The sequence below is a fragment of the Geodermatophilaceae bacterium NBWT11 genome (genome assembly GCA_014218215.1).
In the GTDB taxonomy this organism is placed as follows: domain Bacteria; phylum Actinomycetota; class Actinomycetes; order Mycobacteriales; family Geodermatophilaceae; genus Klenkia.
The window spans coordinates 3,686,377-3,711,000 of record CP043652.1; the positions used below are offsets into that span (position 1 = coordinate 3,686,377).

At 73.7% G+C, this 24,624-nt stretch carries 21 protein-coding genes; 5 read left to right on the plus strand and 16 right to left on the minus strand.

All coding sequences use genetic code 11. The annotated features are described in order from the left end of the window. Positions 1 to 38 precede the first annotated feature (38 nt). A complete protein-coding gene (locus F1C76_17935; protein QNG39351.1) occupies positions 39 to 1,316 on the minus strand; it encodes a GAF domain-containing protein in 1,278 nt (425 codons plus the stop codon). A gap of 370 nt (positions 1,317 to 1,686) precedes the next feature. Next, positions 1,687 to 3,123: a type I glutamate--ammonia ligase gene (gene glnA, locus F1C76_17940; GenBank protein ID QNG38197.1), complete on the minus strand. Its 1,437-nt coding sequence runs from the start codon at positions 3,121 to 3,123 to the stop codon at positions 1,687 to 1,689. 166 nt (positions 3,124 to 3,289) lie between these two features. Here glnA and F1C76_17945 point away from each other — a divergent pair, with 166 nt between their 5' ends. Then, positions 3,290 to 3,709, plus strand: a complete 420-nt coding sequence (locus F1C76_17945) for an RDD family protein (protein QNG38198.1) — start codon at positions 3,290 to 3,292, stop codon at positions 3,707 to 3,709. Positions 3,710 to 3,712: 3 nt separating this feature from the next. Here F1C76_17945 and F1C76_17950 read toward each other — a convergent pair whose 3' ends face one another. The 3 genes from F1C76_17950 to F1C76_17960 all read right to left on the minus strand — a co-directional run bounded on the left by F1C76_17950 (position 3,713) and on the right by F1C76_17960 (position 7,092). Beyond that, entirely contained in the window at positions 3,713 to 4,537 is an 825-nt protein-coding gene (locus F1C76_17950; protein ID QNG38199.1) for a DUF4191 domain-containing protein, read from the minus strand. A 45-nt stretch (positions 4,538 to 4,582) separates the two neighbouring features. Further along, the gene (gene lipA, locus F1C76_17955) at positions 4,583 to 5,560 is read right to left on the minus strand and encodes a lipoyl synthase (GenBank protein ID QNG38200.1); all 978 of its coding nucleotides are present in this window, start codon (positions 5,558 to 5,560) and stop codon (positions 4,583 to 4,585) included. Between the two features lie 92 nt (positions 5,561 to 5,652). Beyond that, positions 5,653 to 7,092, minus strand: a complete 1,440-nt coding sequence (locus F1C76_17960; protein QNG38201.1) for a hypothetical protein — start codon at positions 7,090 to 7,092, stop codon at positions 5,653 to 5,655. Between the two features lie 276 nt (positions 7,093 to 7,368). Here F1C76_17960 and F1C76_17965 point away from each other — a divergent pair, with 276 nt between their 5' ends. Then, the gene (locus F1C76_17965; GenBank protein QNG38202.1) at positions 7,369 to 10,227 is read left to right on the plus strand and encodes a leucine--tRNA ligase; all 2,859 of its coding nucleotides are present in this window, start codon (positions 7,369 to 7,371) and stop codon (positions 10,225 to 10,227) included. Here the strand turns inward: F1C76_17965 and F1C76_17970 are convergent. Genes F1C76_17970 through F1C76_17985 form a run of 4 tightly spaced genes read right to left on the minus strand, consistent with a single transcriptional unit; the run spans position 10,208 to position 13,305 of the window. Beyond that, the gene (locus tag F1C76_17970) at positions 10,208 to 10,633 is read right to left on the minus strand and encodes a PPOX class F420-dependent oxidoreductase (GenBank protein QNG38203.1); all 426 of its coding nucleotides are present in this window, start codon (positions 10,631 to 10,633) and stop codon (positions 10,208 to 10,210) included. The genes F1C76_17965 and F1C76_17970 overlap by 20 nt on opposite strands. Beyond that, positions 10,630 to 11,274 (minus strand): lipoyl(octanoyl) transferase LipB, encoded by a 645-nt coding sequence (gene lipB / locus F1C76_17975; protein QNG38204.1) that lies wholly within the window; start codon positions 11,272 to 11,274, stop codon positions 10,630 to 10,632. The genes F1C76_17970 and lipB overlap by 4 nt, the downstream gene beginning before the upstream one ends. A gap of 40 nt (positions 11,275 to 11,314) precedes the next feature. Then, positions 11,315 to 12,064, minus strand: a complete 750-nt coding sequence (locus F1C76_17980; protein ID QNG38205.1) for a peptidase E — start codon at positions 12,062 to 12,064, stop codon at positions 11,315 to 11,317. Next, positions 12,061 to 13,305 (minus strand): FAD-dependent oxidoreductase, encoded by a 1,245-nt coding sequence (locus tag F1C76_17985; protein QNG38206.1) that lies wholly within the window; start codon positions 13,303 to 13,305, stop codon positions 12,061 to 12,063. Before F1C76_17985 ends, F1C76_17980 begins: the two co-directional genes overlap by 4 nt. A gap of 119 nt (positions 13,306 to 13,424) precedes the next feature. Here F1C76_17985 and F1C76_17990 point away from each other — a divergent pair, with 119 nt between their 5' ends. Further along, entirely contained in the window at positions 13,425 to 15,068 is a 1,644-nt protein-coding gene (locus F1C76_17990; protein ID QNG38207.1) for a protein kinase, read from the plus strand. Between the two features lie 11 nt (positions 15,069 to 15,079). On the opposite strand, the gene F1C76_17995 is transcribed toward F1C76_17990, so the two are convergent. The 3 genes from F1C76_17995 to lpdA form a co-directional block, all read right to left on the minus strand. Further along, the gene (locus F1C76_17995; protein ID QNG38208.1) at positions 15,080 to 15,985 is read right to left on the minus strand and encodes a TIGR01777 family protein; all 906 of its coding nucleotides are present in this window, start codon (positions 15,983 to 15,985) and stop codon (positions 15,080 to 15,082) included. Positions 15,986 to 16,144: 159 nt separating this feature from the next. Continuing rightward, positions 16,145 to 17,953: a 2-oxoglutarate dehydrogenase, E2 component, dihydrolipoamide succinyltransferase gene (sucB, locus tag F1C76_18000; GenBank protein QNG38209.1), complete on the minus strand. Its 1,809-nt coding sequence runs from the start codon at positions 17,951 to 17,953 to the stop codon at positions 16,145 to 16,147. Positions 17,954 to 17,995: 42 nt separating this feature from the next. Continuing rightward, a complete protein-coding gene (gene lpdA / locus F1C76_18005) occupies positions 17,996 to 19,459 on the minus strand; it encodes a dihydrolipoyl dehydrogenase (protein ID QNG39352.1) in 1,464 nt (487 codons plus the stop codon). 136 nt (positions 19,460 to 19,595) lie between these two features. Between lpdA and F1C76_18010 the strand changes: the two genes are divergently transcribed. Then, positions 19,596 to 19,925: an oxidoreductase gene (locus F1C76_18010; protein ID QNG39353.1), complete on the plus strand. Its 330-nt coding sequence runs from the start codon at positions 19,596 to 19,598 to the stop codon at positions 19,923 to 19,925. 31 nt (positions 19,926 to 19,956) lie between these two features. Here the strand turns inward: F1C76_18010 and F1C76_18015 are convergent, their stop codons facing one another. Then, complete coding sequence (locus F1C76_18015; protein ID QNG38210.1) at positions 19,957 to 21,465, minus strand: leucyl aminopeptidase; 1,509 nt, start codon at positions 21,463 to 21,465, stop codon at positions 19,957 to 19,959. 52 nt (positions 21,466 to 21,517) lie between these two features. On the opposite strand from F1C76_18015, the gene gcvT reads away from it, so the two are divergent. After that, positions 21,518 to 22,636 carry a glycine cleavage system aminomethyltransferase GcvT gene (gene gcvT / locus F1C76_18020; protein QNG38211.1) on the plus strand — a complete coding sequence of 373 codons (1,119 nt, stop codon included), beginning with the start codon at positions 21,518 to 21,520 and terminating at the stop codon, positions 22,634 to 22,636. On the opposite strand, the gene F1C76_18025 is transcribed toward gcvT, so the two are convergent. The 3 genes from F1C76_18025 to F1C76_18035 are packed head-to-tail and all read right to left on the minus strand — an operon-like array spanning position 22,637 to position 24,553. Then, positions 22,637 to 23,779 (minus strand): YihY/virulence factor BrkB family protein, encoded by a 1,143-nt coding sequence (locus F1C76_18025; GenBank protein ID QNG38212.1) that lies wholly within the window; start codon positions 23,777 to 23,779, stop codon positions 22,637 to 22,639. A 55-nt stretch (positions 23,780 to 23,834) separates the two neighbouring features. Further along, positions 23,835 to 24,116 (minus strand): DUF3618 domain-containing protein, encoded by a 282-nt coding sequence (locus tag F1C76_18030; protein QNG38213.1) that lies wholly within the window; start codon positions 24,114 to 24,116, stop codon positions 23,835 to 23,837. Next, positions 24,113 to 24,553: a phage holin family protein gene (locus F1C76_18035; GenBank protein QNG38214.1), complete on the minus strand. Its 441-nt coding sequence runs from the start codon at positions 24,551 to 24,553 to the stop codon at positions 24,113 to 24,115. Before F1C76_18035 ends, F1C76_18030 begins: the two co-directional genes overlap by 4 nt. Positions 24,554 to 24,624 lie beyond the last annotated feature (71 nt).

Sequence of the window (24,624 nt, forward strand, 5' to 3'; positions counted from 1 at the left end):
GGGGTCCGGAACATCCGGTTCCGCTGGTCGGAGGGGTTTCAACCCTCGAACGCGGTGGCCATCCGGGCCTGTTCGGCCAGCACGTCGTCCATCCGGGCCTGGACGGCGTCCAGCCTGCCGATCTGCCGGCTGGTCTCGGCGATGCCGGCCGACACGGCTCGGGTGGTCTCCTGCATCCCGGTGACCTGGGCGGCCACCCGCTTGGTGGCGCCGGCGGTCTCCCGGGCCAGCTCCTTGACCTCGTTGGCGACGACGGCGAACCCGCGGCCCAGCTCACCGGCCCGGGCGGCCTCGATGGTGGCGTTGAGGGCGAGCAGGTTGGTCTGGTCGGCGATGCCGGAGATGATCCGGATCACCTCCCCGACCGCGGCGGAGGCGGCGTCCAGCGCCTGGACCTCGGTGGTCATCGACCCGGCCTGCTCGACCGCGCCGACGGCCACCCGGCCCGCGTCGTCGGCGGCCTGCCGCAACCGGGTGACGGTGTCCAGCAGTGCCCGCGCGTTGGCGGCGTCGCTGTCGCTGCGGCGCAGCACCTCCATCCGCTGGGAGACCAGCTGGGCCACGTTGCGCAGCGCCGAGGCCCGGGAGTCCGACAGCTCGATGGTCTCGGTGGTGAAGAAGTCCATCGTCCCGATGACCTGGCCGCCGACCGTGACCGGGAAGCAGACCCCGGAGCGCACCCCGGCCCGCTGCGCGGCCGGTGCCCGCACGCAGTCGGTGAGCTCGGCGAGGTCGGAGACGAAGACCAGGTCCCGGGCCCGCCAGGCGCGCCCGGACAGGCCCACGCCCTCGGCGAAGCTGGCGGCCAGGGTCACCTCGCGGAACTCCGGCCCGGCCGACCCGGACTCGGTGTCGAAGCGCAGGACGCCGGTGCCGGTGTCCAGGGCCCAGTAGGACCCGTACGCCCAGCCGAAGGCGGTGCGGACGGTCTCCAGCGCGGTGCGCAGCGCATCGGACTGGCTGTCGGCCGCGCCGATCTCGGTCACCACCGTGGTGACGGCGGCCCGGTCGTGGATGGTCTCGGTCAGCTGCGCCTCCACCAGGGCGCGGCGGTGGGCCTGCGCCGTGATCCGGGCGACGGCCTGCCAGGTCCCGACGCTCGGCAGGTCGGCCCGACCGAGGTACTCGTGCACCGCGACCACCTCGTCGTCCACCAGCACGGGGAGGACGCAGCCCTGCCGGGCACCGGCGGCGACGGCGGCGGCCCAGCGGGCGCACCCGGCGGGGTCCGTCGACGGACCGGCGAGCACCGGCTCCCGGCGCAGCAGGGCCTGCCCGCCCAGCCCGCCGGCCGCGGCCAGCGCGGTGCCGGCCATCGCGGGTGCCAGGGGTCCGGTCTCGTGGGCGAGGGCGAACCCGCCGCGCACGGGCAACCATACCGCGCCGTGGTCCAGGGCCAGGGCGTCCACCAGGGCCGCGACGACGACGCGGTGGGCGTGCGCCTCGTCCGGCACGCCGGCCTCGAGGGCGGCGAGCACCTGCTCCAGGGCCTCGAGCCCGCGGGGCGGGGCGGTGACCGGGGTGTCCTTGGTGCGGCGCAGCACGGTGTCTCCTCGACGGGTCCGGGTTGGCCGGGGAAACCAACAGATCTCGTATCGGAACCGGACCGGGGGAGTTGAGCCGAGCCCCCGACGCACTGCGGCCCCCGACCTCGGGTGAGGTCGGGGGCCGCAGGGGAGCGGTGGATCAGATGTCGTAGTACATCGCGAACTCGTGCGGGTGCGGGCGGAGGCGGATCGGGGTGATCTCGTTCTCCCGCTTGTACTCGATCCAGGTCTCGATCAGGTCGGGGGTGAACACGCCACCGTCGAGCAGGTAGTCGTGGTCGGTCTCGAGCCGGTCGAGCACGGCGTCGAGGGAGGCCGGGACCTTCTCGATGCCCAGGGCCTCCTCGGGCGGCAGCTCGTAGAGGTCCTTGTCCACCGGGGCCGGGGGCTCGATCTTGTTCTTCACGCCGTCCAGGCCGGCCATCAGCATCGCCGAGAAGGCGAGGTAGGGGTTGGCCGACGGGTCGGGCACGCGGAACTCGATGCGCTTGGCCTTCGGGTTGTCACCCGAGATCGGGATCCGGGTGCAGGCCGACCGGTTGCGGGCGGAGTAGACCAGGTTGATCGGGGCCTCGAAGCCGGGCACCAGGCGGTGGTAGCTGTTGACCGTCGGGTTGGTGAAGGCCAGCAGCGACGGGGCGTGCTTGAGCAGACCACCGATGTAGTGCCGGGCCATGTCCGACAGGCCGGCGTAGCCGGTCTCCGCGGCGAACAGCGGGACGCCGTCCTTCCACAGCGACTGGTGGCAGTGCATGCCCGAGCCGTTGTCGCCGAACAGCGGCTTGGGCATGAAGGTGGCCGACTTGCCGTGCGCCCAGGCGGTGTTCTTGATGATGTACTTGAAGAGCATCAGGCTGTCCGCCGAGCGGAGCAGCGTGTCGAACTTGTAGTTGATCTCGGCCTGGCCGCCGGTGCCCACCTCGTGGTGGCCACGCTCGAGCTCGAGGCCGGCGTTGGCGAGGTTGACCATCATCGCCGAGCGCAGGTCGCTCTGGTGGTCGGTCGGCTCGACGGGGAAGTACCCGCCCTTCTGCCGCGTCTTGTAGCCCAGGTTCGGGCCGACGCCGTTCTCACCGGTCAGCGAGCCCGAGTTCCAGGAGCCCTCGACCGCGTCGATGTGGTAGTAGCCCTCGTTGATCGAGGTGTTGTGGCGCACCGAGTCGAAGACGTAGAACTCGGCCTCGGGGCCGAAGTACGCGGTGTCGGCGATGCCGGAGCTGGCGAGGTAGGCCTCGGCCTTCTTCGCCACGTTCCGCGGGTCACGGGAGTAGGCCTCACGCGTGATCGGGTCGTGGATGAAGAAGTTGACGTTCAGCGTCTTGTAGGTGCGGAACGGGTCCACGAAGGCGCTGTTCGGGTCGGGCAGCAGCAGCATGTCCGACTCGTTGATGGCCTGGAAGCCACGGATGGACGAGCCGTCGAAGCCCAGTCCGTCGGTGAAGGTGTCCTCACCGAAGGTCTCCGCGGGGATGGTGAAGTGCTGCATGACGCCGGGGAGGTCACAGAAGCGGACGTCGACGAACTTGACGTCGTTGTCCTGGATGTACTTCGTGACGTCATCGGGACTGGTGAACATCGATCCTCCGAGGATGGGCGGACGGCTGGCAGGGAAGCTACGAGCGGGGAGTTGCCCGCCGGTGTCTCGCGTGTTTCCGAGCGGTAACACCGGCCCCGGCGTGTCGCGGGTCTCGATCGGCCCGCCGGCGGGCGGCACGCGCGGTCGACCCTCTTACGCTGGGTGCATGGTCAGGGACGAGACACCACCCTCTCAGGGCCGGGTGCGCGGCGCCTCCCTGGGGCTGCCCGCCGAGGGACCCGGTTCCGTCGCGACCTTCGGCGTGCGGGCGGTGGCGTTCCTGGTGGACGCCGCGGTCTCCGCCGCGGTCGCCGCAGTCGTCGTCCAGGGCATCCCGGCCAACTGGAGCCTGCTGTCCTTCGGCCTGATCACCGTGGTCTCGCTGGTGCTCGTCGGCCGGACGCCGGGGCAGGCCCTGCTCAAGCTGCAGCTGGCCCACCCGCGCCCCGAGGCGCGGGTGGCGCTGTGGCGGGCGGTCGTCCGCACCGGTCTGCTGATGCTCCTGGTGCCGGCCCTGGTGGTCGACGGCGACGGCCGCGGCCTGCACGACCGGCTGACCGCGACGGCCGTCATCCGGACGACCTGAGGGCTACCGCCGGCGGAGCTGCCGCTGGCTGACCGACATCTGCTTGCCACCGGGCATCGGGCCGCCGGGAATCGGCATCCGCGCGCCACCGAGGGCGTTCATCCGCTTGCCCAGGCTGTTGACCTCGGCGCCGTCGAGGTTGCGGGGCAGCTTCATCACGTGCGAGCTGAGCTTCTTCAGCGGGACCTGGCCCTCGTCGTCGCCGACGGTGATGTCGTAGATCGGGGTGTCGCCGACGACCTTGGCGATCCGGCGCTTCTCCCCGGCGATGAGCGGGCGGACCCGCTGCGGGGAGCCCTCGGCGACCAGGATGATCCCGGGCCGGCCCAGCACCCGGTGCACGGCGTCCATCTGCGGGGTGCCCGCGACACCGGAGCTGACCCGCCAGTCACCGCGCATGCCCTCGAGCACCCAGGCAGCAGCACCGGGCTGTCCCTCGACCTGGCGGTAGGCCGAGCCCTGCGCCCGGCGGCCGAAGACGACCAAGGCGGCGAGCAGGCCCAGCAGGACCGCGATCGGGATGAACAGCAGGGGAGCCCCGAACAGGACCGCCACTAGCTCGACCACGGCCGCGACCACCACGAAGGCGATCAGCATGACCCACGGGAGCTTGGGGTCGTTCTTGTACGTGAGGGTGTAGGCCTGCTTGATCTGGCCGCCCTGGGTCTTCATCCGCGTCCAGCGGCCGACCTTGGGCTTGCCGTCCTTGCCGAGCTTCGGGGCCTTCCCGGCCTTGGCGCTCGTCGCGCCCGCCTTGGTGGACCCGGTGGCGCCCTTCCCGGCCTTCGTCGGCGGGGTGGGGGGGTCTGTGGGCTTGCTGCGTGCCATGACAGGAGGGTAAGCCCCCGGGGTGGGACCCCGGGGGCACCCGCCTCAGACGGCCGGGGTGAGCCCGCGGGCCTCGACGGCCTGCTGGTAGAGCCGGCCGGCCCGGTAGGAGCTGCGCACCAGCGGCCCGGCGAGCACACCGGGGAAGCCGATCTCCTCGGCCTGGGCGGCGAAGTCGACGAACTCCTGGGGCTTGACCCAGCGGACCACGGGGTGGTGCCGCGGGCTGGGGCGCAGGTACTGGGTGATGGTCAGCAGGTCGCAGCCGGCGTCGTGCAGGGCCTGCATGGTCTCGGTGACCTCGTGCGGCTCCTCGCCCATGCCCAGGATCAGGTTGGACTTGGTGACCAGACCGGCCTCGCGCGCGGCGGTGATGACGGCGAGGGACCGGTCGAAGCGGAACCCGGGCCGGATGCGCTTGAAGATGCGCGGCACCGTCTCCACGTTGTGCGCGAGCACCTCGGGGCGGGAGGAGAAGACCTCGGCGAGCTGGTCGGGGTCGGCGTTGAAGTCCGGGATGAGCAGCTCGACGCCGCAGCCGGGGACCTGGGCCTTGATCTGGCGCACGGTCTCGGCGTAGAGCCAGGCGCCGCCGTCCTCGAGGTCGTCGCGGGCGACGCCGGTGATCGTGGCGTACTTCAGCGCCATCGTCGCGACGCTCTCGCCGACCCGGCGGGGCTCGTCGCGGTCGAAGTCCGCGGGCTTGCCGGTGTCGATCTGGCAGAAGTCGCAGCGGCGGGTGCACTGGTCACCGCCGATGAGGAAGGTGGCCTCGCGGTCCTCCCAGCACTCGTAGATGTTGGGGCACCCCGCGGACTCGCAGACCGTGTGCAGCCCCTCGCTGCGGACCAGCGACTTCAGCGCGGTGTACTCCGGGCCGGTCTTCAGCTTGGTCTTGATCCACTCGGGCTTGCGCTCGATGGGGGTCTGGGCGTTGCGGACCTCCAGGCGCAGCAGCTTGCGACCCGCGGGGTCGATGCTCGCCGTGCTCGCCGGGGTGGCTGTCGTCGGCGCGTCGCTCATGGTCTCGACGGTACTCCCGGGGCGCTCGGCCCCGGACGCGACGGAGGGGCGCCCCGCGTGCTGCGGGACGCCCCTCCTGGGTGCTGTGGCTGCTAGGCCTGGTGCTTGCCGCCTTCGGTGTCGTCGGCCTCGCGGCCCAGGGCCGGCTTGGCCAGCGTCTCGGCGGAGGGGACGGTGTTGACCTGCGGCGGGGTGTCGTCGCGCGAGTCGGACTCGGCGGTGTCCTCGTGGCCACCGTCGCGCCAGCCCAGGTCGGTGTTGGCCGGGGTGGCGTCCCCGGCGGCGTCCTCGGCCGTCGAGACGGCGGTGCCGCCGTCGGTCTCGGTCACCCCGGTGTCGGCCGGGTTCTCGTCGGAGGTGCTGGGGGCGTTGCTGCTCGGGCTGCTGGGCACGGGGTCCTCCCGGTAGGCGGGGACGGGGCCGTCGCCGGTGGGCGCGGGCGTCCAGGGGTCGTTCGAGGAGGTCGAGCGACGGACGACGGCGAAGACGGCGCCACCGACGGCCAGGGCGAGGAGCACCCAGGGCCAGCGACGCGGCTGCTTCTCCAGGCCGACGGACCGCTTGACCGAGGTCGAGGTCTTCTCCAGGTCCTTGCCGGCCTTGTGCGCGGCCTTGGCGAGCTCCTTGCGGCGCTTGTCCGCCTTCTTCGAGAGCTTGTCGGCCTTCTTGCTCACGGCCTTGCGGTTGCTGTCGGCGGCGTCGCGCAGGGCCGCCACCCGGGCGGCGGCCTGGTCACGGGCGGCCTCGGCGGTGGCGACGGCGTCGGCCCGGGAGGACTTGGCCCGCTCGGCGACCTTCTCGGCCTTCTTGCCGGCGTCCTTCTGCAGGGCGGCGGCCTTCTTGCCGGCGTCCTTCTGCAGGGCCGCGGCCTTCTTGCCGGCGTCCTCCTGCAGGTGACCGGCCTTCTTGCTGGCCTCCTGCGTGGCGGCGGCGATCGTGCCACCGGCGGCAGCCAGCTGGCCGCGGGCGTTCTCCAGCACCGGCGTGGCGGCGTCGCGGGCAGCGGCGACCCGCGGGGCCGCGTAGCCCACGGCGGACTCACGGGCCGCCTCCAGACGGGGGGTGACGTCCTTCTCCAGGGTCTTCTGCGCGCTCTTGACCGCCGACTCCAGCTTCGGACCGGCGGTCTCGCGGACCTCGGCGAGCTTGGGACCCGCGGTGGCGACGGCCGTGGCGAGCCCGGCCGCGGCGGTGCCGCGAGCGGCCTCCAGGCGCGGCACGAGGTCCTTCTCGTAGACCTTCTGGGCGTTCTTCAGCTGCGGGGCCAGCGTCTTCTGCGCGGCCTCGATGCGGGGCTCCAGCGCGTCCCGAGCGGCCTCCAGCTTGGGGCTGACGGCGGCGACGGCGGCCTCCAGCCGCGGCGTCACGTCCTTCTCGAGGGTCTTCTGCGCGGCCTTGCTGGCGGCCTCGTAGCGCGGGCCGAGCTGCTCCGCGGTGGCCCGACCGGCCTCGGTGACCGCCGAACCGATGTGGGCGAGGCCCTCTTGCAGTTCTGCGCCGATGACCTGGGCATGGCTCTTCTTGCGGAACACTGACGCACCTCCGGGTTGATCGTCTCGGCGGCCATCCTGCCCGGATCGGGCTCCGGGCACACCCCGAAGCGCCAGGTGTGACCCGTGGCGCTGCCGGGGCGGGCGCCCAGGCGTTCGGCGGGCCGTCCGTGCCGGGGTAATCTCGCGGCGTGTCCGGTGGACTGCTCCTCCCGAGGCCGTGCTGACCGCTCCCGCCCAGGTCACCACGGTCACCCCTCCTGCGTGAGGGGTTTTTTTCTGCCCACCCACCGGCACGCAGCCCCCAGGAGTCCCGCGATGAGCCAGCCCAGCCCCGACGCCGTCCCCGCGCACCGCTACACCCCGGCGCTCGCCCAGCAGATCGAGCTGGCCTGGCAGGACCGCTGGGAGGCCGAGGGCACGTTCCACACCCCGAACCCGACCGGCCACCTGGCCGCGGGCTTCGAGCGCGTCGCCGACCGGCCCAAGGCGTTCGTGATGGACATGTTCCCGTACCCCTCGGGGGCCGGGCTGCACGTCGGGCACCCGCTGGGCTACCTGGGCACCGACGTGACCAGCCGCTTCCTGCGGATGGACGGGCACAACGTGCTGCACCCGATGGGCTACGACGCCTTCGGTCTGCCGGCCGAGCAGTTCGCCGTCCAGACGGGGCAGCACCCGCGGGTCACCACCGAGGCCAACATCGCCGCGATCTCGGCGCAGCTGCGCCGGCTGGGCGTCGACCACGACACCCGCCGCACCTTCGCCACGATCGACCCGGGCTACTACCGGTGGACCCAGTGGATCTTCACCCAGGTCTTCGGTGCCTGGTTCGACACCGCTGCGGACAAGGCCCGGCCCATCGAGGAGCTCGTCGCCGAGCTGGACGCCGGCACCCGCGAGCCCGACACCAACCCCTTCGACCGCCCCTGGGCGCAGCTGACCGAGGTCGAGCGCCGGCAGGTCGTCGACCTGCACCGGCTGGCCTACCTGAACCAGGCCCCGGTCAACTGGTGCCCCGGGCTGGGCACGGTGCTCTCCAACGAGGAGGTCACCGCCGACGGGCGGTCCGAGCGCGGCAACTTCCCGGTCTTCCGGCGTCCGCTGACCCAGTGGATGATGCGGATCACCGCCTACTCCGAGCGGCTGCTGGCCGACCTGGACCGGCTGGAGTGGTCGGACTCGCTGAAGCAGATGCAGCGCAACTGGATCGGCCGCTCCACCGGCGCCCGGGTCCGGTTCGGTGACATCGAGGTCTTCACCACCCGCCCGGACACCCTGTTCGGCGCCACCTACCTGGTGCTGGCCCCCGAGCACCCGCTGGTCGACGCACTGACCGCCGGGTCCTGGCCCGCGGACGCCGACCCGCGCTGGACGGCCGGCGCGGCCACCCCGGCCGAGGCGGTCGCGGCCTACCAGCTGCAGGCCTCCCGCCGCTCGGAGATGGACCGTCAGGCCGAGGGCCGGGACAAGACCGGAGTCTGGCTGGGGACGACGGCGGTCAACCCGCTGACCGGCCGCGACCTGCCGGTCTTCATCGCCGACTACGTCCTGACCGGCTACGGCACCGGCGCGATCATGGCCGTGCCGGGGGAGGACACCCGCGACTTCGAGTTCGCGGAGGCGTTCGGGCTGCCCGTGGTCCGCACCGTGCAGCCCCCGGAGGACTTCGCCGGCGGTGCCTACACCGGGTCCGGCCCCATGATCAACAGCTCCAACGACCAGCTGTCGCTGGACGGGCTGGACAAGGCCACCGCGATCGCCACCGTCACCGAGTGGCTGGTCGCGGGTGGGCACGGTGAGTCGACGACGACCTACAAGCTGCGCGACTGGCTGTTCAGCCGGCAGCGCTACTGGGGCGAGCCGTTCCCGATCGTCTACGCCGTCGACGGTCCCGACGCCGGCCTGCCGGTCGCCGTCCCGGCCGACCAGCTGCCGGTGCTGCTGCCCGACGTCGACGACTACTCCCCGAAGACCTTCGCCGACGACGACGCCACCTCCGCCCCCGAGCCGCCGCTGTCCCGGGCGACCGAGTGGACGACGGCCACCCTGGACCTGGGCGGCGGGCCGCGGGAGTACCGGCGCGAGACCAACACGATGCCCAACTGGGCCGGCTCCTGCTGGTACTACCTGCGCTACCTGGACCCGGCCGACGACGAGCAGTTCGTCGACCCGTCGCTGGAGGCCTACTGGATGGGCCCCCGCTCCGAGGGCGACGTCGGTGGCGTGGACCTGTACGTCGGCGGTGTCGAGCACGCCGTCCTGCACCTGCTGTACGCCCGGTTCTGGCACAAGGTGCTCTTCGACCTGGGCCACGTGTCCTCCGAGGAGCCCTTCCGCCGGCTGGTGAACCAGGGCTACATCTCGGCCTACGCCTACACCGACTCCCGGGGCTTCTACGTGCCCGCGGCCGACGTCGTGGAGCGGGACGGTGCCTTCTTCTACGAGGACCAGCCGGTCGACCGTGAGTACGGGAAGATCGGCAAGAGCCTGAAGAACATGGTCACCCCCGACGAGATGATCGGGGCCTACGGCGCCGACACCTTCCGGGTCTACGAGATGTCCACCGGTCCGCTGGAGCAGTCCCGCCCGTGGGACACCAAGGCCGTCGTCGGGTCGCAGCGGCTGCTGCAGCGGGTCTGGCGGGTGGTGGTCGACGAGACCACCGGTGAGGTCCGCGCGGGCGAGGACGCCCTGCCCGTGGACACCGCCAAGGCCCTGCACCGCGCGGTGGACGGGGTCCGGGACGGGCTGGCCACGCTGCGCTTCAACGTGGCCATCGCCCGGATCGCCGAGCTGACCAACCACCTGACCCAGGCCTACGGGCAGGCCGGGCCGGTGCCGCGGCAGGTCTGCGAGTGGCTGACCCTGCTGGTCTCCCCGCTGGCCCCCCACGTGGCCGACGAGCTGTGGTCGAGGCTGAGTCACGACGGGTCCGCTGCCTGGACGCCGTTCCCGGTCGCCGACCCGGCGCTGCTGGTGGACGACACCGTGACCGTGGTCGTCCAGGTCAACGGCAAGGTGCGGGCCCAGGTCGCGGTGCCGGCCGACGCCGATGCCGCGGCACTGGAGGCAGCAGCCCGGGCCGACGAGCGGATCGTCGGTCAGCTGGAGGGGAAGACCGTCCGCCGGGTCATCGCGGTGCCCGGGCGGCTGGTCAACTTCGTGGTGGGCTGACCTCGGCCCCCTCGGGGGCCGGGTCGGCCGGGCGGACCTCGATGCCGACGCCGAGCGGCCCCCGGCGCCCCGCGCGCCGGGCCGCCAGGCTCGAGCCGAGCCGGGAGAGCCGGTACTGCCACCCGTAGCGGTCGGCCATCGCCGCGTCCAAGCGGGGCCAGGCGTCGGCGGGCAGCAGCGTCGCCGTGCCGCGCACGTGCGGCCCGCGGACCCGGCCGCGGGCGTCGCAGTCGGCGAGCAGCACGTCGACCGTGTGCCGGATCCGCTTGACCTTGCCGGCCCCGGGGTTGGTCCAGACCAGGCGCGCCTCGCCGTCGAGGGCACACCAGACGGGGGTGGTGACGGGCGTCCCGGTGCGGCGGTAGGTGGTCAGCGCGACGTAGCGGCCGGCCGGGAGCCCGCTCATCCGACGAGAGTCGGGGTGAGCACGGCGCGCATCGCGGCCTCGACCGGGTCCAGCAGCTCGGCCACCGGGACGTCGCGACCCAGCTCGGCGGTCAGCGAGGTGACCCCGGCGTCGACGATCCCGCACGGGATGATGCTGCCGAAGCCGGCGGACAGGTCGGGGTCGCAGTTCAGCGCGAAACCGTGCATGGTCACGCCCTTGGCCACCCGGACGCCGATCGCGGCGATCTTGCGGTCGGGCCCGCGCTCGTCGGCCCGCACCCACACCCCGCTGCGGCCCTCGACCTGCTCGACGGTGACGCCGAGGTCGGCGCACACGCCCATGAGGGCCACCTCGAGGCGGCGGACGTGGGCCACGACGTCGACCGGGTCGGGCAGCGCCACGATGGGGTAGCCGACGAGCTGACCGGGGCCGTGCCAGGTGATCTTGCCGCCCCGGTCGACGTCGACGACCGGGGTGCCGTCCTGGGGCTTCTCGTGGTCCAGCGTGCGGCGGCCGGCGGTGTAGACCGACGGGTGCTCCAGCAGCAGCATCGTGTCCGGGCCGGTGCCGGCCACCCGCGCGGCGTGCAGCTCGCGCTGGCGGGCCCAGGCCTGCTCGTAGTCGACGGTCCCTGCCCGCACCACCTGCAACTCGGTCACGGGGTCCAGCCTAGGCCCGGCCCGAGGCCGGTGGGCCGGGTCACCGCAGCCGCCGGGGGACGATCCGGGTCTCGGTCACCTCGGTGCCGTCCTCGGGTTGGCCCGGGGTGCGCTCGACGTGCCAGCCCGAGACGCCCGGCCGGTCGGCGACCGCCTCGACGAGCTCGGTGCCCATGTAGACCAGACCCACGCCGTCCTCGCTGGCGTACCCGGCGGGCAGCGTCCGGTCCCCGACCCACTGCCGGTAGCGCGGCCTGCGGTGGGGCTCGGAGTCGTGGTGCACCGAGGTGGAGAACGGCAGCAGCCCCAGGGCGTCGGTCACCGGTGCGAGGTCGGGGCCGAAGGAGTCGGTGCTGCCCCCGGTGTGCCAGCAGATCGCCCCGGCGGACACCCCGCCGAGCACCACCCCCGCCCGCCACGCCTCGGCGAACACCTCGTCCAGCCCGTGGGCGCGCCACACCGCCAGCAGGTTCACCACGCTGCCGCCACCCACCCACACCACGTCCTGGGCGAGCAGGTGCGCCCCCACGTCGGCCACCGTCGGCATCGGGAACAGGCTCAGGTGGGAGACCTCGACGTCCCGGCCGGCGAAGGCCGCGTAGAAGGCCCCCACCCGGGCCGGGTCGTCGCCGGTGGCGGTGGCCAGGTGGCAGATCCGTGGCCGGGAGGGGGCTCCGGCCAGGGAGAAGGCCAGGTCGAACACCGGCCCGGGGGACCAGTCGTACGGGCCGCGGCCGCGGGAGTCGAAGCCGATGCTGGTGGCCAGCACGGTCGGGGCGGACGCCGTCACCGGCCGTCCCCCACCGGTCGCAGCCGCCGCAGCACGGCCCGCGCCGTCCGCGCACCACTGGCCATCGCGCCCTGGATCGACGGGGTGTCCCGGTGGTCGCCGCAGACGTAGAGCCCACCGCCCAGGTCGATCGGCTGCCGGGAGCGCAGCGGGACGGTGACCGCCGGCTGGGCGCCGGTGACGGTGACGCTGGTGAGGTGCTCGAGGTCGGCCACGGACACGCCCTGGGCCTGCGCCACCTCGGCCCGCACCTCGGCCTCGCTGGTGGGGGCCAGCGTGGAACTCGCGACCAGGGCGCGCCCGTCGGGGCTGTAGGCCGGCTGGGCGTCGCTGACCACGACGGAGTTCACCAACCGCCCGCCCGGCTGCCCCAGCACGATCAGCGGCTCGTCCCACGGTGAGGCGGGCAGGACGTGCAGGTGCGTGGTGACCTGGCGGGGTGCCGAGGCGGGCAGGGGGGCGAGCAGGCGGGCCGCGGTGTCGGGGTCGGTGGCGACCACGACGGCACCGGCGGTGATCGTGCCGGCGCTGGTGCGGACCCGGTCGCCGGACACCTCGAGCACCTCGGTGGACAGGTGCCGGACCTCGGGGGGCAACCGGTCGGCCAGCTGCTCGCCGATCGCCCGCATGCCCCGGGCGGGCAGCCCGATGCGGCCGCGGACGAAGCTGCGCCACAGCAGGTCGAGGTAGCGGCTGGAGGTGGTCAGCTCCGACTCCAGCAGCACGCCGGACAGGAACGGCCGGAAGAACCGTTCCAGGGCGTCCTCGCCGACCCGGGCCCGGCGCAGCGCCTCCTCGGCGGTGCGCTCGCGGGCGTGCAGCAGCCGGTCGACGGGCAGGTACCCGGCCCGGGCGGAGAACGCCCCGATGGCCGCCTCCTGCAGCAGGTTGCCCAGGGGGGCGCGCACGGTGTCCAGCGTCGCCTGCGGGTGCTTGCGGGGGTCGACGACCCGGTGCGGGGTGCCGTCCACCCGGACGATCGCCCCGGTCCAGAACCAGCCCAGGTCCAACGCGGTCAGGTCGAGGTCCGCGGCCACGCGGGGGTAGCCGGTGTTGAGCACCTGGAAGCCGCGGTCGACCAGGAAGCCGTCGACCTCCTCGGTGGTCACCCGCCCGCCCACGTGGGCGGCGGCGTCGACCAGGTGGACGTCGCGGCCGGCCGCGCTCAGCCGGGTGGCCACCGACAGCCCGGCGAGCCCGGCACCGACGACGACGACCTCGGCACGACCAGGCAACGACATGCCCCGAACCTAGGCGTCCGGACGCCGGACGACCTCCCGGCGCAACCGGTCTGTGGACGGCGCCGGGACCTGTGGACGACGGACGACGGGTGTCTGCCCGGGGCCCTAGCGTCCGGCCGGTGTCCACCCCTGAGGCTCCCGACCCGGTCCGGCGCCGGACCCCCGTCGTGCCCGGCTACGTGCTGGAGGAACGGCTGGGCCGCGGCGGCACCGGGGAGGTCTGGCGGGCCCGCCCCCGTGGCGGTGGACCCCCGGTGGCGGTCAAGGTGCTGGTACGAGGCGACCCCGACCGGCAGACCCGTGAGGCCGAGCTCCTCGGGCAGCTGGACCACCCGCACCTGGTGGCGCTGCACGAGGTGGTCCGGCGCGAGGTGCGTGGCGGCCCGGCCGAGGTCTCCCTGGTGCTGGACCTCCTGGAGGGCGGCAGCCTGGCCCAGCTGCTGGCGCGGCGGGGCCGGCTGCGCCCGGGGGAGGTGGTCACCGCCGTGGCACCGGTCGCCGCGGCGCTCGCCCACGCCCACGAGCGGGGCATCGTGCACGGGGACCTCGCGCCGGGCAACGTCGTCTTCACCGCCGAGGGGCGTCCGGTGCTCACCGACCTCGGCGTCGGACGGGTGCTGGGGGAGGACGGTGACACCGGGGGCGTCACCCCGCCCTACGTCGACCCGGTGGTCGCCCGGGGCGGGGCACCGGGTCCGGCCTCGGACGTCTTCGGGGTGGCCGCGGCCGCCTTCCACGCGCTCACCGGGGTGCCGCCGTGGAACGCCGCGGGGCCGGCGGACACCCTCACGGTGGCGGCGGTAGGGGAGGTGCCCGACCTGGCCCTGCTGGCCCCCGAGGCGCCTCCCGAGCTGATCGCGGTGGTCGTCCGCGGTCTGTCACCGCACCCGCACCTGCGGGGAACGGCAGCCGCGTTCGCGTTGGACCTGCGGCACGCCTGCAGACCCGAACGGATCGCCATGCCCCGCACCGGGGTGCCCGACGCCGACCTGGCGCGCACCGGGCAGGTCTCCCGGACGGAGCTGACCCACCAGGTCCGGCGGCCCCAGCGGGCGCACGCAGCCCCGGCGGGGGAGGGGCGGGTGGCCCGGTGGCGGCGGACCGGTGCCGACCGGGTGGACGGACCCCGGGTGGTCGCGGTCACCCGCCGCGTGGGCGGCGCCCTGGGGGCGGTGGCACTGGTGGTGGGTGCCGTCTGGCTGGGGGTGCAGTGGGGAGGCACCGGCCGGGCCGACCCGGTGCCGGCGGCGCAGCAGGCCGCGGTGGCCCCGACACCGACAGCGAACCAGGCCACCACGAGCGCACCCGCTCCCACCCCGGGGCCCGTGCCGACAGCCACCCCTGCGCCGGCCGACGACACGGCGACACCGACGGACGAGGCGGGGTGGCGGGCCGTCCTCGAGCAGCTGTACCAGCGCCGGGCCACCGCCCTGGTGGACGGGACCGCGGACCGCTTGGACGGCGTCTACACGGCTGACAGCCCGCTGGGGGCCCAGGACACCGCCTGGCTGGAGGAGCTGACGGTGTCGGGGGCGGACCTGCAGTCGTTCTCACCCCGGGTGCTGGCGGTGACCGGCGTCCAGGTGCTGCCGGACGGGTCGGGGGCCACGGTGCAGCTGGTGGACGAGGTGCCCGGCTACGCGCTCCGGGGTGCCGACGGCGCGCACCAGGACGTCGCTGCCCGGGGAGGGGCCGCGGTGGCCCTCACCCTGGCCCGCACCCCGGACGGCTGGCGCATCGACACCGCGGTGGCCACCGGGTGACGCCGCCGGGGTCAGGACTGGGCGACGGCCCAGCGCAGCGCGGACTCCACGTCCCCGTGGGTGAACGTGTAGCCGGCGTCCATGAGGACGCGGGGGAGTGCCCGCTGGCCGCCGAGGACGCCGGCCTGGGCGAACTCACCGAGCACCAGGGACAGTGCGAAGCCCGGGACCGGGATGAGCGTGGGCCGCGAGAGCACCCTGCCCAGGGCCGCGGTGAAGGCCGCGTTGGTGACCGGCTCGGGACCGGACAGATTGACCGGGCCTGCGGCCTCCGCGGTGAGCAGGAAGCGGATCGCGTCGACCTCGTCCCGCAGGCTGATCCAGGGCCACCACTGGTCGCCCGAGCCGAGCTTGCCGCCCACGCCGAGTGCGAACAGCGGCTTCAGCTTGGCCATCATCCCGCCCTTGCCCAGCACGAGACCGGTGCGCAGGTGGGCCACCCGGATGCCGGCCTGCTCGGCGGGCTCGGTGGCGGCCTCCCACTGCACGCAGACGTCGGCGAGGAAGTCGCCCCCGGCCGGGGAGGTCTCGTCGAGCACCTTGTCGCCGCCGTCCCCGTAGTACCCGACGGCCGAGGCCGAGAGCAGCACACGGGGGCGCGAGGGGTCGGCTGCCGCGGCCTGGGCGAACGCCGAGCTCACGGTGCGGGTGCTGTCGACCCGGCTGGTGACGACCTCGCGCTTGTAGTCGTCGGTCCAGCGCTTGTCCCCGATGCCCACTCCGGCGAGGTTGACCACCGCGTCGACGTCAGCGAGGACACCGTCGTCGAGCTGGCCGTGGGAGGGGTCCCACCGGTGCTCGTCGGCCGTGCGGGGGGTGCGACGGACGAGCCGTCGGACGTCGTGCCCGTCGGCGCGCAGGGTGCGGACGAGCTCGGTACCGACCAGACCGGACGAACCGGTGACCGCGATCTGCATGGTGGGGAGGACCTCCGGGGCGGGGACGGGGCTGGGGTCGTGCGGCGCGGCACCGGGCCGGACGGTGGTGAGACCCGTTCGTGCCCGCGGCCGCCCGACCTGACACCTCGGGCCCCGGCAGTCGACTGCCGGGGCCCGAGGTGTGCGGTGCGGGGTGGCTCAGCTCAGGCCGAGCTCCCCCTGGAACTGACCGGCCTCCAGCCGCTCCTTCACCGTGGTGAGGAAGCGGGCGGCGTCGGCGCCGTCGACGATGCGGTGGTCGTAGGACAGGGCCAGGTAGACCATCGACCGCACGGCCACGACCTCGCCGAGGTCGGCGTCCTGCACGACGACCGCGCGCTTGACCACCGAACCGGTGCCCAGGATGGCGACCTGGGGCTGGTTGATGATCGGGGTGTCGAACAGGGCGCCCCGGCTGCCGGTGTTGGTCAGCGTGAAGGTGCCGCCACCCAGCTCGTCCGGGGTGATCTTGTTCGTCCGGGTCCGCTCGGCCAGGTCGGCGATCTTGCGGGCGATCCCGGCCAGGCTGAGGTCACCCGCGTCGGCGATCACCGGCACGAGGAGACCCCGCTCGGTGTCCACCGCGACGCCCAGGTTCTCCGCGTCGTGGTAGGTGACCGTGCCGGCCTCCATGTCCAGCGAGGAGTTCACCGTCGGGTGCGCCTTGAGGGCCTCGATGGCCGCCTTGGCGAAGAACGGCAGGAAGGACAGCTTGACGCCCTCGCGGGCGGCGAAGTCGTCCTTGGCCTGGGCGCGGAGCTTGGCCACCCGGGTGACGTCGACCTCGACCACGGTGGTCAGCTGGGCGCTGACCTGCAGCGACTCGACCATCCGCTTGGCGATGACGGTCCGCAGACGCGACAGCTTCTCCGTGCGACCGCGCAGGGCGGACGCAGCGGGAGCCGGGCTCCCACCGGCGGCGGGCTTGGCGGCCGCCGCCGGGGCCGCCGCGGCCGGGGCAGCGGGGGTCTCGACGGGCGCGGGCTTCTCGGCCGCGGCGAGCACGTCCTGCTTGCGGATCCGCCCACCGACGCCGGTGCCGGTCAGGGTGGACAGGTCCACGCCGTTCTCGGCAGCCAGTCGCCGGACCAGCGGCGTGACGTACGCACCGCCGCCGTCACCGGAGGGGGCCGGAGCCTGCTTCGGCGCCGCGGCCGGGGCGGAGACGGCAGCGGGGGCGCTGGCCGCCGGTGCCGGCTCGGGCTCCGGCTCGGCCTGGGTGGTCTCGGCCGAGGCCGGGGGACCGCTGTAGTCGTTGGTGCCCGAGGCGTCGGTCGCCGAGGGCTGCTCGGGAGCGGCGGGCTTCTCGGGCTCGGCCGCCGGGGCGGACTCCGACGACCCACCCGACCCACCCGACCCGCCGATGATCGCCAGGTCGGCGCCGACGTCGACGGTCTCGTCCTCGGCGACCAGGATCTTCGTCAGCACGCCGGCGGCGGGCGAGGGGATCTCGGTGTCGACCTTGTCGGTGGAGACCTCGAGGAGGGGCTCGTCGAGCTCGACGGTGTCGCCCTCGGCCTTCAGCCAGCGGGTGACGGTGCCCTCGGTGACGCTCTCGCCCAGGGCCGGCATGGTCACCGGGGTGCCCTCACCGGACCCTCCGGAGTCGCCACCGGAGGCAGCAGCCGGTGCGGCCGGTGCCGGCTCGGGCTCGGCGGCGGGCTCCTCGGCCGGGGCCTCGGCAGCCGGCTCCTCGGTCGCCGGCTCGTCCGCAGCGGGCGAGCCGCCGTCCTCGCCACCGATCACCGCGAGCTCGGCGCCGACCTCGACGGTCTCGTCCTCGGCGACGACGATCTTGGTCAGCACACCGGCGGCGGGCGACGGGATCTCGGTGTCGACCTTGTCGGTGGAGACCTCGAGGAGGGGCTCGTCGACCTCGACGGTGTCACCCTCCTGCTTGAGCCAGCGGGTGACGGTGCCCTCGGTGACGCTCTCGCCCAGGGCGGGCATGGTGACGGACGTCGGCATCGAGTGCAGTTCTCCTCAGGTCAGGGGTGGGGTGGGGCAGGGTCAGCTGTGCGAGTGCAGCGGCTTGCCGGCGAGGGCCATGTGCGCCTCGCCCATGGCCTCGCTCTGCGTGGGGTGCGGGTGGATGAGGGAGGCGACCTCGTCGGGCAGGGCCTCCCAGTTGTAGATGAGCTGGGCCTCGGCCACGAGCTCACCGACCCGGGCGCCGACCATGTGCACGCCGACGACGGGGCCGTCCTTGGCGCGGACGAGCTTGACCGCGCCGGCGGTCTTGAGGATCTGGCTCTTGCCGTTGCCGCCCAGGTCGTAGGTGAGCGCCTCGACCTCGCCGTACTTCTCCTTGGCCTGGGCCTCGGTGAGACCGACCGAGGCGACCTCGGGCTCGGAGTAGGTCACGCGGGGCACACCGGCGTAGTCGATCGGGACGACGGGGAGCCCGGCCAGACGCTCGGCGACGAGGATGCCCTCGCCGAAGCCGACGTGGGCCAGCTGCAGGGTGGGGATGAGGTCACCGACCGCGGAGATCGTCGGCACGTTGGTCTGGCAGTACTCGTCGGCGAGGACGTAGCCGCGGTCCATGGCGACCCCGGCCTCCTCGTAGCCCAGGCCCTGGCTGACCGGGCCGCGGCCGACGGCGACCAGGACGATCTCGGCCTCGTAGGACTTGCCGTTCTCCAGCTCGACGCTGACGCCGTTCTCGGTGGTGGCGACCTTGGAGACCCGGCTGCCCAGCGAGAAGTCGATCTTGCGGCGGCGGTAGGCGCGCTCCAGCAGCTTCGAGGAGGACTCGTCCTCCAGCGGCACCAGGTGCGGCAGGCCCTCGATGATGGTCACGTCGGCGCCGAAGGACTTCCAGACGCTGGCGAACTCGCAGCCGATGACGCCGCCCCCCAGGATGATCACCGAGGCGGGGACCCGCTCGAGCTCGAGGGCCTGGTCGCTGGTGATGACCTTCGTGCCGTCGATCTCGATGCCGGGCAGGCTGCGGGCGTAGGAGCCGGTGGCCAGCAGCACGTGCTTGCCCTCGTAGGTGGTGTCCCCGACGGCCACGGCGGTGGGGGAGACGAGCTTGCCCTCGCCCTCCACGTAGGTGATCTTGCGGCTCTTGATGAGGCCCTGCAGGCCCTTGTAGAGCTTGGCGGTGACGCCGGCCTTGTAGGCGTTGACGCCGTCCATGTCGATGCCGGCGAGGGAGGTCTTGACGCCGAACTGCTCGCCCTCGCGGGCGCTGTCGGCGACCTCGGCGGAGTGCAGCAGGGCCTTGGTGGGGATGCAGCCGCGGTGCAGGCAGGTGCCGCCCACCTTGTCCTTCTCGACGAGGACGACGGAGAGGCCGAGCTCGGCGCCCCGCAGGGCGGCGGCGTACCCACCCGATCCACCACCGAGGATGACGAGGTCGGCGGTCTGGTCGGGTGCGCTCACGGGGTCTCCTCGGTGCTGGGCGGCTCGGTCGGCGACGCGCAGGTCGTGCTCGTCGGACCGGTTTCGGGCCTGTGCTCGCCCCATCCTGCCACCTGCGGGGAACGGGCGATCGGCCTGCTCCGTTGACCGGCCGGGTGCCGTGTCGGCACCCGCGACGACGACGGTGCGAGCCGGGTCGGCGCCGGGTGGGAGGAGCACGTCGGTGGGTCTCATGGACAGGCTGCGGGGCAGGCGACCGCAGAGCGGGCAGGGCCCGACGGGCGACCGCAACCGGACGCTGGACCGGGCCTCGGGGAAGGCCGACCTCGCCCACCTGGAGCAGTTCGTGGCCACCCGGCGCGGCGTGGAGGGCTTCGTCGAGCCGCGCACCGCGGTCACCGAGACCACGATCGTGCTGGTCGCGGCCGACGGCGAGTGGACCCGGCGGCGGATCGACGGCCCGGGCGTGGCCCGCAGCCTGAGCAAGGACCTCGCCGTCCCGGTGTACGACGCCCAGGTGACCGGTTACCCGCAGCGGATGCGCGACTGGAACCGCGACCACAAGCGGTGACCCCGCCCGGGGGCAGGGTCACCGCCGGGGGTCAGGCGATCAGCGCCTCGATGGTCGCCAGCAACGTGCGCACCGGGACGCCGGTGCCGCCCTTGGTGGTGTAGCCCCAGGGCGAGCCGGTGTTGTAGGCCGGTCCGGCGACGTCGATGTGCGCCCAGGGCAGGCCGGCCGGGACGAACTCGGACAGGAAGTGCCCGGCCACGAGCATGCCGCCGAGGCGGTCGGCGTTGGCGTTCACGAAGTCCGCGGTCGGGGAGTCCAGCCCGCGGCGCAGCTCGGGCGGCAGGGGCATGGCCCACATGGGCTCACCGGAGCGGACGCTCGCCGCGACGACGGCATCGCGGAGGTCGTCGCTGCCCATCACGCCGGACGTGCGGGCACCCAGCGCCACGGTCTGGGCGCCGGTGAGGGTGGAGGTCTCCAGCAGGAAGTCGGGGGAGTCCTCCGCCGCACGGGCGATGGCGTCGGCCAGGACGACGCGACCCTCGGCGTCGGTGTTGGTGATCTCGGCCTTCTTGCCGTTGCGGAAGGTGACCACGTCGGCAGGCCGGTAGGCCGAGCCCGAGGGCAGGTTCTCCGCGATCGGCACGGTGGCGGTGACGTCGACGGCCAGGCCCAGCTCGGCGACGAGGCAGACGGTGGCGATCACGGCGGCCGCACCCGCCATGTCGCTCTTCATGTCCTCCATCTTGGCGGCGGGCTTGATCGAGATGCCGCCGCTGTCGAAGGTGATGCCCTTGCCGACCAGCGCGACCGACGTGCTGGCCCGGCGGCCCTTGTAGGTCAGCCGCAGCAGGCGGGGACCGCGGGTCGACCCGCCGCCTACGGCGAGGATCCCGCCGTAGCCACCGGCGGTCAGTGCGGCCTCGTCCAGGATCTCGACCGACAGGCCGGCCTTCTTGCCGGCGGCGGCACCGCGGGCGGCGAGCTCGGCGGGGTACAGGTCGTTGGGCGGGGTGTTGACCAGGTCACGGGTCAGCGCGACGGCGTCGGCGACGGCGCGCACCCGGGCCAAGGCGGCCTTGGCGGCGCCGGCGTCCGGGACGACGAGCTCCACCGAGGAGGGCGGGGTGGGGCGGTCGGCGGGCAGGTTCTTGTAGGTCGTGAACTCGTAGGCGCCCAGCAGCGCGCCCTCACCGACGGCGTGCAGCCGCTCGGCGTCCGGGGGGCCGCCGACGGCGGCGAGCAGGCTGACGACCGAGGCCCGGCCGACCAGCGCCCGGCTGGCAGCACCGGAGGCACGGCGGACGGCTTCGGCCGGGTACCCGCCGTCGGCCTGCGGGGCACCGAGACCGGCGACGGCGACCACCGGGAAGGGTCCCTGACCGAAGGTGGGCAGCCGGGTGACCTCGTCCTCACCGCCCCGGGCGCCGAGGTCGGCGAGGGCGGCGAGCAGCTTGCCGCCCAGGAGCCGGTCGACGGCGTCGGCACCGGGGGTGGTCAGCAGCCCGTCGGGGCCCTTGCCGACCCCCACGACGACGGCGTCGGCGGAGAGCTTCTCAAGGGGGCGGTCGGTGGCAGAGATCGTCGGCGGCACCAGGGCAGCTTACGAGGACACCGGTGGTCGGCGACCTCGGCGATACGGTCGGGGCATGAGCCCCCTCACCTCCCCGCTGCACGACCGGCACCTCGCGGCCGGCGCGAAGCTCGCCGACTTCGGGGGCTGGTCGATGCCGATCGAGTACGCCGGCGGCGGGGTGATCAGCGAGCACACCGCGGTGCGCGAGGGCGTGGGCCTGTTCGACGTCTCGCACCTGGGCACCGGCACCGTCCGGGGACCCGGTGCCGCGGCGTTCGTCGACTCCTGCCTCACCAACGACCTGTCCCGCATCGGCCCCGGTCAGGCGCAGTACACGCTGTGCTGCCGCCCGGACGGCGAGGAGCACGCCGGTGGCGTCGTCGACGACCTGATCGTCTACCTGCACGGTCCCGACGACGTCCTGCTGGTGCCCAACGCCGCCAACGCCGCGGAGGTGCTCGCGCGGCTGGCCGCCGCGGCCCCCGCCGGGGTGACCGTCACCGACCGGCACACCGAGGTCGCGGTCCTCGCGCTGCAGGGCCCACGCTCGGCCGAGGTGCTCGCGGCCGTCGGGCTCCCGGGCGAGCTGGACTACATGGCCTTCGCCGACACCCCGGGCCGCGACGGCGACGAGGTCACCGTCTGCAGGACCGGCTACACCGGCGAGCACGGCTACGAGCTGCTGGTCGCCGCCGAGCGGGCCGGCGCGCTCTGGGACGCGCTGCTGGCCGCCGGGGAGCCCGAGCAGATCCGGCCCTGCGGGCTGGGCTCCCGGGACACGCTGCGCACCGAGATGGGCTACTCGCTGCACGGCCACGAGCTCTCGGTGGACATCTCGCCGGTGCAGGCCCGGGCCGGTTGGGCGGTCGGCTGGAAGAAGGACGCGTTCTGGGGCCGCGAGGCGCTCACGGCAGAGCGCACCGCTGGGCCGGTCCGCCAGCTCTGGGGACTGCGGGCCCCCGGCCGGGGGATCCCCCGCCCGGGCATGGCCGTCCTGGACGCTGACGGCGCTCGGGTCGGGGAGGTCACCAGCGGCACGTTCTCCCCGACCCTGCGGGCCGGCATCGCCCTCGCGCTCCTGGACACGGCAGCCGAGCCGACGCCCGGCCTGGAGCTGGCCGTCGACGTCCGCGGGCGGACCTCACCGGTCGAGGTGGTCAAGCCCCCGTTCGTGCCGTCCCACGTGCGCTGATCAGGCGCTCCGCGCCGACTCCTTCGTGGGGACGGCGGGGTCGGGCAGCTCGTCGGCCACGGTGGCGCGGCGGTCGCCCATCGGCAGCTCGTCGCCCTTGGTCGTGTCCTGCGCCGTCTGGTGCTCGGCCTCGGCGTTGATCTCTGCGCCCAGCAGCACCAGGAAGCAGGTCAGCTGCAGCCACAGCATCAGCACGACGACCCCGGCGATCGCCCCGTACGTGGCCGAGTACGAGCCGAAGTTGCTCACGTAGAAGCTGAACGCGATCGAGACGACCACCCAGGCCACGGTGACGACCCCGGAGCCGAGGCTCACCCACCGGAACTTCGGGGCGTCGCGGTCGGGGGCCACGCGGTACAGGATCGACAGCGCGCCGGCCATCAGCCCGAGCAGCAGCACCCACCGCAGGACCTGCGCCAGGACCGTGCCCACGATGCCCAGCGGCAGCGCGTCCAGCACGATCGGGGTGACGGCGACCAGGGTCAGCGTCAGCAGCACGAAGACGATGGCGCCGAAGGTGAGCAGCAGGGCCAGGGCGCGCAGCTTGATCGCGTTGCGCGTCTCCACCTCGTCGTAGGCCAGGTTCACCGCGGTGATCAGGTTGTTCACCCCACCCGACGCCGAGAACAGCGCGGCCAGGATCGAGATCACCAGGCTCACCGACAGCGCCCCGGTGCCGGCTTCGGCCACCGAGCTCAGCTGGTCGTTGATGATCGTGAGGACCTCTTGCGGCACCGTGCCCCGGAGACCGTCCACCTGCTCCTGCACCGTGGCAGGCGAGGCCACCAGGCCGTAGAGCGAGATGGCGGCGATCAGCGTCGGGAAGATCGCCAGGAAGCCGAAGAAGGCCACGCCGCCGCCGATGATCGGCATGTTGTCGGCCTTGTTCTCCGCCCACGCCCGCTTCAGGATCTGTTTCCACCCCCGGGCCGGGATGTCGGTCGGCTTCTCGGCGCCCACACCGGGCAGACGGGCGTCCTCCGCCGCCGGCCCGGGCCGGGACGACGGCGAGTCGCCGCCGGGTCGGGCGGGGGAGTCCTCACCGGACTCCCGGGCGGCCGCGGCGGCCCGCCGGGCGGCCTTCTCCGCCACCCGCTCGCGGATGCGGTCCACGGCGCTGTCGGGCCGTCGGGTGTCGACCATGGCGTCGTGTCTCCTGGGGTGTGGGGTGTGGGGCGTGCGGGGTGGGCGGGGTGGCTCAGCGCCGGGAACGCCAGACGACGATCCCGACGATCGAGGCCACCAGGGCGACCGCCACGCCGATGACGACCGGCGGGTTCTCGCGGTAGGTCTCCACGGCGGTGTCCCGGGCCTGGAAGGCGGACTCCTTGGCGCGTGAGGGGACGTCGAGCCGGTGGCTGAGCTCGTCCACGGTCGCCGCGAGCTGCTCCCGGGTCGCCTCGATGTCAGCCCTGATCTCGTCCGGGTCCGACGGGTCGAGTGCGGAGCCGTCGTGCGGGGTGGCGGTGGGTCCGGTCATCGGGCTGCGCTCTCCTTCACGGTGGCCACGTCGGCCTTGAGGCTCTCGATCGTCTCGGTGGGCAGCGGGGGCGCGGCCTGCGAGACGTCCTTCTTGCCGATCAGGCCGAGGACGGCGGCGATCAGGAACAGCACGACGGCCACGAGGATCCCGGCCAGCCACCCGGGGATGACGTTCGCCAGGCCGAGGATGCCGGCGGTGATCAGGGCGTTGAGGCCGAGCAGGGCGAGCACTCCGGCACCGCCGAAGAGTCCGACGCCGAGGCCGAGCTTCTTGGCCTTGCCCTTGACCTCGGCCTGGGCCAGCCGGACCTCGTCGCGGACGAGACGGGTCACCAGCTCGGGGAGCTCACCCACCAGTTGGCCGGTCGAGGCCTTTGCGGGGTCGAGCGGCACGTCGGCGCGGTGTGCGCCGTCGGCCACGGGGGACGTGCTCATGGGTGCTCCCGGGTACGCGTGGACAACAGATCGAAGGCGTCCCATGCCCCGGGGGGCGGAGGCTGAACCCC